Origin of the sequence: Alistipes onderdonkii, from assembly GCF_025145285.1 — a bacterium.
GTDB lineage: Bacteria > Bacteroidota > Bacteroidia > Bacteroidales > Rikenellaceae > Alistipes > Alistipes onderdonkii.
The window spans coordinates 433,012-448,682 of sequence record NZ_CP102251.1 but is presented as its reverse complement, the minus strand read 5'-3'; the positions used below and the strand labels follow the sequence as shown (position 1 = coordinate 448,682).

10 protein-coding genes are annotated in these 15,671 nt (G+C 58.0%); 9 read left to right on the top strand and 1 reads right to left on the bottom strand.

What is annotated here, in order from left to right; translation table 11 throughout:
• The gene (gene porX, locus NQ559_RS01950; protein ID WP_018695170.1) at nucleotides 1-1,551 is read right to left on the bottom strand and encodes a T9SS response regulator signal transducer PorX; all 1,551 of its coding nucleotides are present in this window, start codon (nucleotides 1,549-1,551) and stop codon (nucleotides 1-3) included.
• A gap of 605 nt (nucleotides 1,552-2,156) precedes the next feature.
• Between porX and NQ559_RS01945 the strand changes: the two genes are divergently transcribed.
• The 9 genes from NQ559_RS01945 (at nucleotide 2,157) to NQ559_RS01905 (ending at nucleotide 15,563) form a co-directional block, all read left to right on the top strand.
• Nucleotides 2,157-2,429 carry an HU family DNA-binding protein gene (locus NQ559_RS01945; RefSeq protein ID WP_009596092.1) on the top strand — a complete coding sequence of 91 codons (273 nt, stop codon included), beginning with the start codon at nucleotides 2,157-2,159 and terminating at the stop codon, nucleotides 2,427-2,429.
• Between the two features lie 486 nt (nucleotides 2,430-2,915).
• On the top strand, nucleotides 2,916-4,466 hold the full coding sequence (locus NQ559_RS01940) for an Rne/Rng family ribonuclease (protein WP_018695171.1): 1,551 nt from the start codon (nucleotides 2,916-2,918) through the stop codon (nucleotides 4,464-4,466).
• A 4-nt stretch (nucleotides 4,467-4,470) separates the two neighbouring features.
• Entirely contained in the window at nucleotides 4,471-7,794 is a 3,324-nt protein-coding gene (gene mfd, locus NQ559_RS01935) for a transcription-repair coupling factor (RefSeq protein ID WP_018695172.1), read from the top strand.
• Entirely contained in the window at nucleotides 7,791-8,531 is a 741-nt protein-coding gene (locus tag NQ559_RS01930) for a type III pantothenate kinase (protein ID WP_018695173.1), read from the top strand. Before mfd ends, NQ559_RS01930 begins: the two co-directional genes overlap by 4 nt.
• A complete protein-coding gene (gene bamG, locus NQ559_RS01925; protein WP_026318243.1) occupies nucleotides 8,506-9,879 on the top strand; it encodes a beta-barrel assembly machine protein BamG in 1,374 nt (457 codons plus the stop codon). Before NQ559_RS01930 ends, bamG begins: the two co-directional genes overlap by 26 nt.
• 122 nt (nucleotides 9,880-10,001) lie before the next feature.
• Entirely contained in the window at nucleotides 10,002-11,339 is a 1,338-nt protein-coding gene (locus NQ559_RS01920) for a tetratricopeptide repeat protein (protein WP_018695175.1), read from the top strand.
• Between the two features lie 3 nt (nucleotides 11,340-11,342).
• On the top strand, nucleotides 11,343-12,158 hold the full coding sequence (lptC, locus tag NQ559_RS01915; RefSeq protein ID WP_211210440.1) for an LPS export ABC transporter periplasmic protein LptC: 816 nt from the start codon (nucleotides 11,343-11,345) through the stop codon (nucleotides 12,156-12,158).
• 18 nt (nucleotides 12,159-12,176) lie between these two features.
• On the top strand, nucleotides 12,177-13,439 hold the full coding sequence (locus NQ559_RS01910) for a hemolysin family protein (protein WP_018695177.1): 1,263 nt from the start codon (nucleotides 12,177-12,179) through the stop codon (nucleotides 13,437-13,439).
• A 90-nt stretch (nucleotides 13,440-13,529) separates the two neighbouring features.
• On the top strand, nucleotides 13,530-15,563 hold the full coding sequence (locus tag NQ559_RS01905) for a peptidylprolyl isomerase (protein ID WP_018695178.1): 2,034 nt from the start codon (nucleotides 13,530-13,532) through the stop codon (nucleotides 15,561-15,563).
• Nucleotides 15,564-15,671 lie beyond the last annotated feature (108 nt).

Genomic DNA, 15,671 nt, shown 5'->3' with positions numbered 1-15,671 from the left:
TTACTGCTTGGGTTTTAAGACGATATAAGGCACGATCATTTCTTCCATCGAGATGCCGCCGTGCTGGAACGTGTTGCGGTAATAGCGGATGTGGCGGTTCGCATCGTTGTTGTAGACCAGGAAATCCGAATTGTAGGCGAAGATATAGCTCGACGTGAGGTTGCTCGACGGCAGCTGTACGTCCTCGGGTTTCAGTATCTCGTAGACGTCGCGCGAGTTGTAGGCCAGGTTGCGCCCCGTCTTGTAGCGCAGGTTGGCCGAGGTCTCGCGGTCGCCCGTCACCTTGACGGGGTTGTCCACGCGGATGGTGCCGTGGTCGGAGGTGATCACGACCGTGTGCCCCCGCTCCGAGAGGAGCTTGAGGATGGTGTAGAGGTCGGAGTGCTCGAACCACGAGCGCGTCAGCGACCGGAATGCCGCGTCGTCCTCGGTCAGCTCGCGGATGATGTCGGTCTCGGTACGGGCGTGCGAGAGGATGTCGAGGAAGTTGTAGATGATCACCGAGAAATCGGCGTCGTACACTTTTTGTATATTGTCGACCAGCCTGCGGCCCTGTTCGGGGCGCACGAGCTTGTCGAACGAGAATTTCCAGTTTTTCCCGTTCTGGGCCATCAGCCGTTTGAGGAACTCCTCCTCGTACTGGTTCTTGCCGCCTTCCTCGTTGTCGTTGAGCCATTTGTTGGGCATCAGCTTGTCGATGGCCAGCGGCATCAGGCCGGCGAAGATGGCATTGCGGGCGTATTGCGTCGCCGTGGGGAGGATGGCGCAGTAGAAATCGTCCTGCGCCACGTCGTAATAGCCCCGCAGCAGCGAGGAGATCGACCGCCACTGGTCGTAGCGGAAGTTGTCGATCAGCAGCAGCGTGGTCTTCGGGTTCTCGTCCGCCACCGGGAAAATGTTGGTGCGCATGAGCGTGTGCGACATCACGGGGGTTTCGTCCGAGCGCTTGTTGATCCAGTTGTAGTAGTTGCGGCGTACGAACTTGCAGAATTCCTGGTTCGCCTCGGTCTTCTGGTAGGTGAGCACCTCCTTGATGCCCTGGTCGGTGGATTCCGAAAGCTCGACCTCCCAGTTGGTGAGCTTGCGGTAGAGCGAGCACCAGTCCGAAAAGGTCTCGGCCATCTGCAGCGACGAGGAGATACGCCCGAATTCCGACCGGTAGTCGGCCGTGGTCTGCTCGGTGACGAGCTGCTGTTGGTGGACGTTCTTCTTGATCGAGAGCAACACTTGATTGGGGTTCACGGGCTTGATGAGGTAGTCGGCGATCTTCGAACCCACGGCCTTGTCCATGATGTTCTCCTCCTCGCTCTTGGTCACCATGATGACGGGCGTGGTGGGGCGCACCTCCTTGATCTTGGGGAGGGTCTCGAGTCCCGTCATGCCGGGCATCATCTCGTCGAGGATTATCAGGTCGTAGGCGCCTTCGGCCGCCATGTCGATCGCGTCGTAGCCGTTGTTGCAGGTGTCGACTTCGTAGCCTTTCTGTTTGAGGAACAGGACGTGGGGCTTCAAGAGTTCAACCTCGTCGTCCACCCAGAGTATTTTGACCATACGGTTATCGGATTTTAGTTCGCAAAATTAGTTATTTTATTATCAAACGCAAAAACCGGGCGTTTATTGGGTCGGCGGGATATTATCCGCGGTTCCGGGGCGTAAATCGCCTCCGGGACGGCTTGCAGCGGCGTGCCGGAGAGCTCTTCCCCGGGAATCGGTGCTCGAACCCGGGCGGGGCGAGGATGCCGTCCCCTCCGCCGCCCGTGTGGAGGGCTGCATGCCGGATGCCGGCGGGCGCGGGCGGGCAGCCGCACCGGCATCCGGGAGGGGGTTGGCCGTGCCGGGACTCTTCGGGCGCAATGATGCCCGGAAAAGGCTCCTCCCGTTTCGGCGGGTTTGTGGCTAATATGTTGATTATGAGCGATTATTCCGTGCGGCTCGCTCCGGTGTGCCGTCCGGATATAATTGCCTGGCACATAATATTTTAATTTTCCGCCGAGTTTTGCCCGATATTTGTTATCCTCTTGTTCCAGTGGCTGGTAGGGGACTGCCGGAAAAATAATGAAAAAAAGTTGCGGTTTATTGGCTAAAATGTAAATAAAGCGTATATTTGCAGTCCGAATGTCTTCACACGAACTTAATAATTTAATACTATATAAACTATGACAAAGGCAGATATCGTAAGCGAAATCGCTAAGAGCACCGGCGTTGAGAAGGTGCAGGTTCAGGCAATCGTCGAAGCTTTCATGGATAGCATCAAGACCTCTCTGACCAACAAGAACAACGTGTATCTCCGCGGCTTCGGCAGCTTCATCGTGAAGAAACGTGCAAAGAAAGTCGCACGCAACATCTCGAAGAACACGACCATCACCATTCCGGAACATAACATCCCCGCTTTCAAGCCCGCCAAGAGCTTCGCTGCGAAGGTGAAATAATTCAATAAATAAAGAACCTCTAAAATTTAAGGACTATGCCAAACGGAAAGAAGCATAAGCGTCACAAGATGGCTACCCACAAGCGTAAAAAACGTCTGCGCAAGAACCGTCACAAGAAAAAGTAGGGTAGCACCTTTGTGCTAAACGATAGATAAAGCTAAAGGAGCCCCGGGTTCTTTTAGCTTTACCTATTTTCTGCGGTTTTTTGCGGCCGGGGCCCGTATCCCCGGGGGGAATGCAGGTTCCCGGATCGCCGTTTGCGGACGTCGGGCCCTCTTGCAACGCAGGTTATGAGCCCCCCCCCGCAGGGGCATTGCGACGCAGTGCCGCCGAAATAAACCAGGGTATTTCCTTACCCGCCATGTTGCCGGCCGATGGCCCGGACAATATTTTCCTTTGGAGTTCGCCGCCACTTCAGACCAAAATGCGGCCTAACCGGTTTCAGTATTCCGCAACCCCGTTTCCGGGGTGCGACACACGATATAGATGAACAGAGAATTAATCGTTAACGTCAACCCGACAGAAATCTCCATTGCGCTGTGTGAGGACAAGGTGCTTGTCGAACTCAACAAGGAGCAGTGCCAGACGGGTTTTTCCGTAGGAGATATCTACCTTGGGAAAGTACGCAAGATAATGCCCGGGCTCAATGCAGCCTTCGTAAACATCGGGCACGAAAAGGACGCTTTTATCCACTACCTCGACCTGGGAAGCCAGTTTCCCTCGTTGCAGAAGCTGGTCGCTTCGCAGCAGCCCGGCAAGCGGGGAATGCGCGTCGAGGGCATGAAGCTCGAACCGCCCGTCGAAAAGACGGGCAAGATCGGCGACTATCTTCAGGTCGGGCAGAACATCATGGTGCAGATCGCCAAGGAGGCCATTTCGACCAAGGGGCCCCGCCTGACCTCCGACATTTCGCTGGCCGGCCGCAACGTCGTACTGGTGCCCTTTTCGTCCAAGGTGTTCCTTTCGCAGAAGATCCGCTCGGCGGACGAGAAGAAACGCCTGAAGCGCATCGCGGCTGCGGTGCTCCCCAAGAATTTCGGGGTCATCATCCGCACGGCGGCCATGGAGGCCAAGGACGAGGACATCGAGCACGACATCCAGTCGCAGATCGACCGCTGGCGCAAGACCTGCGCCGCGATCAAGAAGAGTACGCCGCCCGCGCAGCTGATGAGCGAGATGAACCGCGCCAATACGATCATCCGCGATTCGCTCAACGGCTCGTTTTCGCAGATCGCCGTCGACGACGAGGCGATGTACAACGACATCCGCAATTACATCCGCCTGATCGAGCCCGAGAAGGAGAAGATCGTCAAGCTTTACCGGGGCAACGTCCCTATCTTCGACAACTTCGACATCTCGAAGCAGATCAAGTCGCTCTTCGCCAAGTACGTCTCGCTGCGCCGCGGCGCCTACCTGATCATCGAACACACCGAGGCGATGAACGTCATCGATGTCAATTCGGGCAACCGCACCAAGGCCGAGGACAACCAGGAGCAGACCGCCATGGACGTCAACCTGGCGGCCGCGAAGGAGATCGCCCGCCAGCTGCGCCTGCGCGATTTGGGGGGCATTGTCATCATCGACTTCATCGACCTGCACAAGGCGCAGAACAAACAGGCGCTCTTCGACGAGATGGTCAAGCTGATGTCCACCGACAAGGCCAAGCATACGGTGCTGCCGCTCACCAAGTTCGGGCTGATGCAGATCACCCGCCAGCGGGTGCGTCCCGTGGCCGTGGAGGAGGTGTCGGACGTCTGCCCGACCTGCAACGGCACGGGCAAGATCGAGCCTACGGTATTGCTGGACAAAAAGATCGAGAACCAGATATCGTTCCTCACGCAAGACCGGGGACACAAGTATATCAAGCTGGTTGTCAGCCCCTATGTGGCTGCTTTCCTGCGGAAGGGCATCTGGTCGCTGCGCCGCCGCTGGGAGTGGAAATACAAACTCCGCCTGCGTGTCGTCGAAGACCAGAGCCTCGGCATCGTCGAGGTGCATTACCACGATGACAAGGATAACGACCTGATTAACAAGTGACGCTATGACTGCCAGCGAGCAGCTGGCGCAGTTCGCCGCCGGGTCGAAGGCCCTGCCGAAATTGTGCCGCGAATATAAGAAGGAGAGCGCAACCGTCCACCTGAAAGAGCTGGTCGGCGGTGCTCTTTCGTTTTATGCGGCGGCGGCAGTGGCGAAAACGGGGGGCGTGCATATCTTCGTGGCCGAAGACCGGGATGCCGCGGCCTACCTGCTGAACGATTTTTACAACCTGCTGGACGAGAAGCAGGTCTATTTCTTCCCCTCGTCCTACAAGCGTTCGGCGGCCTACGGCGCCGAGGATGCCCAGGGCGTGGTGCAGCGCACCGCGGCGATGAACGCCGTGCGGGGCTTCACGAAGGGATACCTGGTGGTCTGCACCTATCCTGAGGCGCTGGCCGAACGGGTCGTCGACGCCGCGACCTTGCAGCGCGACACGATTGCCGTGAAGCTCGGCGACAAGATTTCGATCGCCGTGCTGGAAGACGCCCTTGCGGATGCGAACTTCACGCGCGTCGATTTCGTCTACGAACCGGGGCAGTACTCCGTGCGCGGTGGTATCGTCGATGTTTTTTCCTATTCGGAAAGCAAGCCTTACCGGATCGACTTTTTCGGCGACGAGGTCGACTCGATCCGCCGTTTCAATATTTCGAGCCAGCTCTCGGCCGACAAGCTCGACCGGGTGGAAATCGTCCCCAACCTCAATGCCGGCGAGGCACCCCGGGTGTCGTTCGTGCAGTTCGCAGGTTCTGGGGCAACCTGCTGGTTCTACGATGTCGACTATGTGCTGCGCCGCGTCAACGACCTGCGCCGCAAGGTGCTCGCGGACATGGAGGAGCCCGGGCGGATAGACGGCCTGCTGACCAGCCGCAACGTGCTGCTGCGCGACATGGCCGGCAACAGCGTGGTGGCGCTGCGCGACAACCTGCCGGAACGCCCCGCCACGGTGGCCGTGGTGTTCGACACGGCCCCGCAGCCCAAGTTCAACAAGAATTTCGAGATGCTGGCCGACGACATGATCCGCAATTCGCTGCGGGGCTATGCGACCTACATCCTCTCGGAGAACAAGGTGCAGGTCGAACGCCTCGAAAACATCTTCCACCAGATAGGGCGCGGGCAGGCCGCCGTGCGGTCGCTCTCCGTTACGCTGCACGAGGGGTTCGTGGACAACGACCTGAAACTGTGCCTCTATACCGACCACCAGATTTTCGACCGTTACCAGCGTTACCGCATCAACGGCGAGATCCGGCGCGACGAGCAGATGACCGTCGCCGAGCTGAACCAGCTCCGCCCGGGCGACTATGTGGTGCATATCGACCACGGCGTGGGGCGTTTCGACGGGCTGGTGAAGATCAACGAGAACGGCAAGGTGCACGAGGCTATCAAGCTGGTATACAAGGATGGCGACGTGTTGTTCGTAAACGTCCATTCGCTCCACCGCATTTCGCGTTACAAGTCCGGCGACGGCGAGCCGCCGAAGGTCTATAAACTCGGCAACGGGGCATGGCAGAAACTCAAGAACGCCGCCAAGAAGGCCGTCAAGGATATCTCGCGCGAGCTGATCGCCCTCTATGCCAAGCGCAAGGCCAGCAAAGGGTTCGCATTCACACCCGACAGTTACCTGCAGCACGAGCTGGAGGCGTCGTTCCAGTGGGAGGACACCCCCGACCAGCAGACGACCGTCGCGGCCGTCAAGAAGGACATGGAGTCCGACCAGCCGATGGACAGGCTGGTCTGCGGCGACGTGGGCTTCGGCAAAACCGAGGTGGCGATCCGCGCGGCATTCAAGGCCGCCGTGGACGGCAAGCAGGTGGCGGTGCTGGTGCCGACGACGATCCTCGCCCTGCAACACTACCGCTCCTTTTCGGAGCGCCTGCGCGATTTCCCCGTGCGGGTCGAGTATCTCAACCGCACCAAGACCGCCAAGGAGGCGGGGCAGATACGTGCCGACCTCGAATCGGGGCGTATCGACATCCTGATCGGCACCCATAAAATACTGGGCAAGCAGATCAAATTCCGTGACCTGGGGCTGCTGATCATCGACGAGGAACAGAAGTTCGGCGTCGCGGCCAAGGAGAAACTCACGCAGATGGCCGTCAACGTCGATACGCTGACCCTGACGGCGACGCCGATCCCGCGCACGCTGCAATTTTCGCTCATGGGCTCGCGCGACCTGTCGGTCATCTCGACCCCGCCGCCTAACCGCCAGCCGATCGTCACCGAGTCGCATGTCTTCTCCGTGGAGATCATCCGCGATGCCGTCGAGGCCGAGCTCGCACGCGGCGGCCAGGTTTATTTCGTCCATAACCGCGTCGAAGACCTGATGTCCATCCAAGGGCTTATCACGCGTGTATGCCCCAAGGCCCGCGTGGCCGTCGGACACGGCAAGATGCCGGCCGAGAAGCTCGAGAAGCTGATCATGGATTTTATCTACGGGGAGTTCGACGTGCTCGTTTCGACCACGATCATCGAGAACGGCATCGACATCCCCAATGCCAATACGATCATCGTCGACAATGCCCAGAATTTCGGCCTGAGCGACCTGCATCAGTTGCGCGGGCGCGTGGGGCGCAGCAACCAGAAAGCCTACTGCTACCTGCTCTCGCCGCCCGAGGAGATGCTGTCGTCCGATGCGCGGCGCCGCCTGCGGGCGATCGAGGAGTTCTCCGACCTGGGGTCGGGGTTCAACATTGCGATGCAGGATCTCGACATCCGCGGCGCGGGCAACCTGCTGGGTGCCGAGCAGAGCGGGTTTATCGCCGACATCGGTTTCGAGACCTACCAGAAGATCATGAACGAGGCGATCGCCGAGCTGCGGGCCGAAGGCTTGCAGGTGGCGGGTCTGGGTGCCGCCGAGCAGGATGTCGTGGAGCAGATGCATTATGTGGATGACGCGCACATCGAAATAGAGGTCGAGGCCGGGCTGCCCGATGCCTACGTGGCACAGCAGGCCGAACGCCTGAAGCTCTACCGCGAGCTCGACTCGACCAAGGACGAAGCCGCGTTGCAGGCCTTCGAGAGCCGCCTGGCAGACCGTTTCGGCCCCCTGCCGCGCGAAGCGCAGGAACTGCTCAACGTCGTGCGCCTGCGCTGGGAGGCGATCCGCCTCGGCATCGAGCGGGTGAAGGTCAAGAACGGGCTGATGATCCTCCACTTCGTCGGCGAGCAGAACTCGCCCTATTACAAAAGCGATACCTTTATGGAGTTGCTCCGCAAGGTCACGCAAAATCCCGCCAGATTTGTGCTCAAACAGCACAATAATCGTCTGGCGATGACCGTTAGGAATGTCAAAGACATTGAGGACGGGTATAAAACACTGCAACAGCTTTGAATTTAGTCGTAGATTTCGGGAACACCCTGGTAAAACTCGCGGTTTTCGACAAGGGGGAGCTTGTCGCGCAGCGCTGCATGGAGCGGTTGCACCCGTCGGTGCTCGAAGAACTGCTCTCCGAATGGCCCGTGCGCCGCGCCGTGGTGGCGTCGACGCGCGGCGAGGTCGATGACGTGGCGGCGATGCTCCGCCGCCGGGTGGATTACCTGCTGGAGTTCACCTCCCAGACCCCCGTGCCCATCGGCAACGCGTACCTTACGCCCGAGACGCTGGGGCGCGACAGGCTGGCCGCAGCCGTCGGCGCGACGGTGCTCTATCCGGGTGAGAACGTGCTGATCGTCGATTTCGGTACGGCGGTGACCATAGACCTGGTGACGGCCGACAATACGTTCCGGGGCGGCTGCATCTCCCCGGGCGTGACGATGCGTTTCAGGGCGCTGCATGACTATACGGCCAAGCTGCCGCTGTGTGCCGCGACCGGGGGCGAAGGGCTCTCGGGGCTTACGACCGAAGAGGCCATCGAACTGGGCGTGATGAACGGGATCGCCTTCGAAATAGAAGGTTACGTCACCCGCATGCGGGAAAAAATCGACGGCTTGCGCGTAATTTTTACCGGTGGGGATGCAAAATTCTTTGTTAAACGAATTAAAAATACGATATTTGCAAATTGTAATCTGGTCTTTTGCGGATTGAATAGAATTTTAGAGCACAATGCAAGTGAAGAACACCTTGATTAAGCTGGTTGTCGCGGCAGCCGTGATGCTTCCTTATGCCGTATCGGCCCAGACAAGCAGTATTAACGCATTCTCTCCCTATACGATGTACGGCATCGGCGAGATCAATACGCCCGGTACGACGCAGATGCGCTCGATGGGCGGCGTCGGGGTGGCCATGGGCACTCCGGGCAAAATCAATCTGCTCAACCCTGCAGCGTACAGCACCATCCCGCAAAAGAGTTTCCTCTTCAGTTTCGGCCTCGAGGGACAGAATTACTACAATTCGCAGAAGGTGGACAATATGTCCAAAAACACGGCCTATAATACGTTCAATTTCCACGATATCGCGTTCCAGATGCCGGTCGCCAAGAAACTCGGCCTCGGGTTCAGCCTCACGCCGTACAGTTCGGTGGGCTACCGTACCAAGTATACGCAGGATTTCGACCCGAACGATCCGGTTTGGGGCAATGTGGGACGCGTGCAGTACGTCTATCAGGGCGAAGGCGACGTGACGGAGGTCAAGGTCGGCCTGGGCTGGGAGATTTTCAAGAATTTCTCGTTGGGTGTCGCGGCGCAGTATTACTGGGGCGACATCGACCGCAGCTTCGTGATGACCCCGACGCCGATCACGGGCGACGGAACCTTCTCGTCGACGGTCGGCAGCGACAATTACAGCATTTCGAGCATCAAAGGACAGGTCGGTGTTCTCTGGAAGGCTGTCATGAACCAGAAACGCATGCTGACGTTCGGCGCTACGTACGATTTCGGCGGCAACCTGAATCCCGATGTGACCAAGCGGATCTATATCGGCGACCTGTACAACTCCACCGTGAAGGGCGATACGACCCATTTGGCACTTGCCTTGCCGCGTCAGCTTTCGGTGGGGGCTTATTATATGACCTCGAAATGGACGATCGGGCTTGACTATGTCTATCAGAACTGGACCGGCGGCAATAAGGCGACCGAAATGACCGGGATCAGCGGGCCGGACAAATCTGCATACGAAGTGGCCTATACCAATACGAGCATGGTGAAAGTGGGCGTGGAGTATACGCCGAACTATTACGACGTGCGCAGGTTCATGAAACGCTGGGCCTACCGGGCGGGTTTCCGTTACGGAACCTACAACCAGACCTACGACGGCAATAAAATCGGCGAATACGCCGTTACGTTGGGTGTAGGGGTGCCTGTGAAGTTCCTCGGCAGTTCGACCATCGACGTGGGCGTGGAATACGGACGTCGCGGCTATAACCTTTCCGAGCGCCTGGGACTGGTGCGGCAGCAGTATTTCAAATTCTCGGTCGGATTCTCGCTCTTTGCGGGTGCCGAGAACGGGGAATACTGGTTCCGCAGGCCGAAATACGATTAGTTTTTGGGCCGGAAAATTGCACGTCCGAGGAATTAGTAGTAACTTGCGACCCCGACACGGAGGTAGTTTAACTGACGAAAACAATTATAAGTATAAGAAATACAAAAATTAATCTCTGACCGATGAAAAACGTAAAATTTCTGCTTTCTGCCGCTTTGGTATTTTTGGCTTCGGCGGCTTTGGCTCAGGATTTCAGTGGCCCGCAATATGCGAAATGGGGCGCTACTCCCGAAGAGCGTGAACAGAACATTCTGAACAGTAATTTCCTGAAAGAATCGTGCGACAACCGTGACTACGATGCCGCAGCACACTACCTCAAGGGGCTTATCGACAAGATACCCGATGCTGCGGAGTCGATCTACCAGCGCGGTGCCGTCGTGTATAAGAACAAGATCAACCGTGCCAAGAGCGTGGCGGAGAAGAACATGTTCATCGACTCGCTGATGCTGATGTACGATATGCGTGCCCAGTATTTCGGCGATAACGTCAAGCCCGGCAAGACGGCCTTTATCCTCGACCAGAAGGCGCGCGAGTTCCTGCGCTACAAACCCAACGACCGCAAGGGCATCCGCGAGGCATTCCGCGCGGCAATCGCGCAGGGCGGCGACAGCACCGACCCCGAGACCGTGGTGGCCTATTTCTCGAACCTCTGCGAGGATTATAAGAATACCGACGAGGTGATGCCCGATGAGATCATCGCCGAGTACGACCGCCTGACCCCGTTCTTCGAGAAGAACCCCGAGGCCGGCGATTACAAGTCGCAGTTCGACGCGGCTTTCGGCCTGAGCGGCGCGGCCAGCTGCGAGAACCTCGAAAATCTGTTCCGCGGCAAGCTGGAGGCTGCTCCCGACGATGAGGCGTTGCTGGCGCAGGCCGTAGCCCTGATGTCGCGTGCCAAGTGCGACGGCGATTTCTATTTCTCGATTGCCGAGAAATACTATACGGTGAAACCTTCGTCCGAAACTGCGATGTTCCTTGCGCAGGCCTTCCAGAGCAAGGGCGACTATACGAAGGCCATGAAATACCTCAATGAAGCGCTTGCCGTCGAGACGGATCCCGCTGAGCGTCAGCTGCTGCTGGTGCGCATGGCGCTGGTAGGTTTGGTTTCCAACGACATCCAGGGCGCCGCATCGGCTGCCCGTCAGGCCCGCGATCTGAACCCCGAGGACGGTGTGCCGTATTTCGTACTGGCTCAGTGCTACGGTATTTCGGCAGCTCATTGTGAAGGTTTCGCCGGGCCGGCTACCTTCTGGGCAGCTTACGACACGATGGCCAAGGCCGTCGAGCTGCTGCCGAACGATTCGGAATACCGCGAACCTGCCAAAACCTCGATGAACGCATTCCGCAGCCGTTTCCCGACTTCGGAGGAGTGCTTCTTCAACGAGTTGCAGGAAGGCGCACGCTATACCGTCAACTGCGGTACGGCTGCCGGTGTGTCGACTACTGTGCGTCCCCGCTAATTGATGGACAGATTTATCGCAAGATACGTGATGGTAGCACTCTCCGTTGTGGGGAGTGCTATCTTGCTATTCTCTTGCGAGCGTGAAGAAGAACCCGAATCGGAGTCCCGGATAGAGATGATGATGACCGAATACAGCGAAAACCTGTCGGTTGTCATGTCGCAGAACGGCCGCCGTTCGTATCATTTCAAAACCCCGCTGCTCGAAGGTTATTCGCTGGCGCGCGAGCCTTACCGCGAATTCCCCAAGGGGGTGGAGATGACTACCTATAAGGACGATTCGCTCTCGTCGGTCGATGCCGTGCTGACGGCCAACTATGCGATCCATTACGAGACCCGCGACCTGTGGGAGGCGCGGGGAAATGTCGTGGTCGAGAAATCGGACGGCAAGAAACTCTATACGCAACAGCTGTTCTGGAACGCGCGAACCAAGAAAATCTATTCGAACGTCGATTCGAAAATCGTGCAGAACGACGGCCGCGACGTGTTTATCGGCGAAGGTTTCGAGTCGGACGAGGAGTTCAAGGACTGGCGCTTCCGCCGTATGAAAGGGCGCATGGAGGTCGAGGTCAAACCTAACGAATCCGATTCTACGGCTGTGCCCGAACCTGCCGGCCGGACTTCGGATTCGCCCCGCTCTGCGACAGACCGGCCTGCCGCTCCGGTTGCGGCGCAGCCTGCGGCACCGCTTTCCGAGGAGCCGCCTTTGGCAGCACCAGCTGTCCGCCCCGACGGGGAGGAGGAGCTCCGCCCGGCCGAACCGGTCGGTGAAATCCAGCCCCTCCGGCGTGCCGTACATGCGGACGAAGCGGGGGAGTAACCCAAAATAAACAGGACGATGCTTACTTCGGTCATACTGATTATCTTAATGCTGTTGTTGTCGGCATTTTTTTCGGGCATGGAGATCGCTTTTACGAGCAAGAACCGCCTGAAGCTGGAGATCGACCGCAAACAGAGCCGCATGTTCGACCATATCGCGGAGATTTTTTCCCGCCACCCCGGGCAGTATATCACCACGATACTGGTGGGCAACAACATTGCCCTGGTCATCTATTCGCTTTACATGTCGTTGCTGCTGCGCGGCATCTTCTATGCGCTGGGGTGGGAAAGCATCGCCCGCAACGGTTCGGTCGCCATCGAAACGGCCGTGTCGACCGTCATCATCATCTTTGCTGCGGAGTTCCTTCCCAAGTCGATCTTCCGCAACAACCCCAATTTCTATTACCGTGCCCTGGCGCCGGTGATCTATTTCTTCTACCTGCTGCTCTATCCGATCGCCCGTCTCACGACGCTCATCTCGCATGGCATCCTGCGCCTGGCGGGGCGCCGTGTCGAGGAACGGGCCGTGTCGCACAGCTTCGGCCGCGACGACCTCGCGGCACTGCTCGATACCAATACGTCGGAACCGCGCCCCGAGCCGGACAACGAGTTCAAACTTTTCCAGAATGCGTTGGATTTCGCCGACCTGCGGGTTCGCGACTGCATGGTGCCGCGTGTGGATGTCGAGGCGGTGGATATCGACGACACGTCGATCGGGCAGCTCACGGCGCGGTTCGTCGATTCGAAATATTCGCGTATTTTCGTCTGGCGCAAGAGTATCGACAACATCGTCGGTTATGTCAATTCGAAGAGCCTGTTCACGCGCCCGGCCAATATCGCCGACGTGATGATGCAGGTCAATTTCGTGCCCGAGACCATGCCGCTGCAGCTGATGTTGCAGAATTTCATCAAGCACCGCAGCAACATCGCCGTGGTGATCGACGAGTTCGGCGGGACGGCGGGCGTCATTTCGCTCGAGGACGTGCTCGAACAGATTTTCGGCGAGATAGAGGACGAACACGACATACCCGACCTTACCGAAAAGCAGGTCGGCCAGGACGAGTATGTCCTCTCCTGCCGGCTGGAGGTGAAATACCTCAATGAAAAATACGGGCTGGGGATCGAAGAAAGCAAGGAATACGATACGCTGGCGGGCTTCATCATCTTCAATTACGACGGGATCCCGACCGCCGGGGAAACGGTTTTCATCGGCGGCCTGCAGTTGCGCATACTGCGTACGACGCGTTCGCGTATCGAGCTGGCGAGGGTCAAGAAATTGTAGGAATTTTTATATTATAATAAAGGCCTTTTCCGAATAAATTTTACTACCTTTGACTGCTAATTCGAAACAAACGAATAATTAACGATTTATATGGCAAGTTTAAACACTCTTCGCACCAAGTTCGGCATCGTGCTGTCGATTGTCATCGCAGGCGCCCTCTTGGCTTTCATTCTCTCCCTGAAGACCGAAATGGGCTTCTCGGGTAACGACCCCCGGGTCGGTGTCATCAACGGTAAAAAAATCAACTATTCGGAGTACTACAACCAGTACGAGCAGATCAAGGCGCAGAGCGGCGCCCAGGAGAGCGACGAACAGCAGTCCGCCATGCTCGCCAATGCTGCATGGCAGGCCCTGATCGGCAAGTATGTGCTGGAACCCGGTTTCGACAAGATGGGGCTGCGCGTTACGGAGCCCGAGCGTCTGTCGATGGTCAGCGGCCAGCATCCGTCGCAGGCGTTTTACAACGCCTTCGCCGATCCCCGCACGGGTGAGTACAACGTGGCTGCCGTCGGACAGTTCCTCGCGCAGGCCGAAACGAATGCGCAGGCACAGCAGGCGTGGGCGCAGCTCAACGAGCAGGCCCGCATGGAGCGTGAGATCGCCAAGTACCTCGGCCTGATCAAGGGCGGTGTATATGTCAATGCACTCGAAGTCACGAACGGTGTGAATGCGGCCAACAATACCTATTCCGGGAAATGGGCCGGCAAGAAATATTCGGCTGTCCCCGATTCGCTGATCCAGGTGAAGTCCGGCGACATCAAGGCATACTACAACAGCCATAAGGATATGTTCAAGCAGACTCCCTCGCGTACGCTGTCGTATGTCGTGTTCGAGGTTACCCCCACGGACGACGATATGCTCGCTCTCGAAAAGAGCGTTGCCGAGGTGGGCGCACAGTTCGCCGCTACGGAGGAGCTGAAGTCGTTCGTACGTGCCAACCGCAACGGCAAGATCGCCGATACCTATGTTTCGGCGGCTCAGCTTTCGGAGGACGAGGCCAAGGCACTGCTGGCGGGTGAGACTTACGGCCCCGTGCTGAAGAACAACCAGTGGACGATGGCCCGTGTGCTGGATTCGAAAATGGTGCCCGATACGCTGGGAATCCGCCATATCGTGCTGCCCTATACGCAGGAGGCGCTGGCCGACAGCCTGCTGACGGTAATCAAGGGCGGTGCCGATTTCGCACAACTCGCCTCGCAGTATTCGGTATACGAAGCTACGGCAGCCAACGGCGGCGAAGTGGGTGTGGTGCCCTTCTCGGCTTTCACGGGCGAATTCGTTGCCGCGCTGGCCAATGCCAAGCGGGGGGACGTGGTGAAGGTCGCTTCGGGCGATGCCATCCAGCTGATGCAGGTGTACCGTGCCGACAAACCTTCGAAGCACATGCAGGTGGCGACGATCACCTATCCCGTCGAGGCTTCGGCTGCGACGCGCCGCAATGCCCACAACCTGGCCGGCACTTTCTCGGTGAATGCCAAGGGCTCGGTCGAGGCGTTCAACAACGCCGCTTCGGAAGCGGCCGTTACTCCCCGTGTCGCCTCGCTGGCGCAGGGCGAGCGTACGATACGCGGCCTGGAGGATTCGCGTGAGGTTGCCCGCTGGGCTTACGGTGCCAAGACGGGCGATCTTTCGGAAATCTTCACCGTCGGCAACGACTATGTGGTCGCTACGCTGACCGAGATCGATGACAATGAGTATACCCCGGTCGATAAGGTGGCTGCGCAGGTTCGCGCCCAGGTTCTCCGGGACAAGAAATACGATTATATCACCAAGCAGATCGCCGGTACGACGCTCGACGAGCAGGCTGCCAGCCTCGGTTCCGAGGTCGCCGATTTCGACGGCGTGACTTTCGGTGCCTTCTACGTGAACGGCCCGGGCGTCGAGCCCCGTCTGGTAGGCGCCATCGCTTCGACGACCGAGAAAGGTGTCCTTTCGGCTCCGGTGAAGGGCATGTCGGGGGTTTATGTCTTCCAGGTGGATGACATCCAGACTTCGGACAAGCAGACTGCCGAGGGCGAGAAGGTGCGTGCGCAGGCCATGGCCGAGAGCATGGCACAGCAATTCTCGGTGCAGGCCATCCAGCAGATGGCCAAGATCCAGGATCTGCGCGGCGAATATTTCTAAGTCTCGGATAAAAAATCGAATACAGTTTTCGAACGCCGGAATATTCCGGCGTTCTTTTTGTTATTTTTGCGTATATTTAAAAGTCGTATCAAAACATATCGCATACTA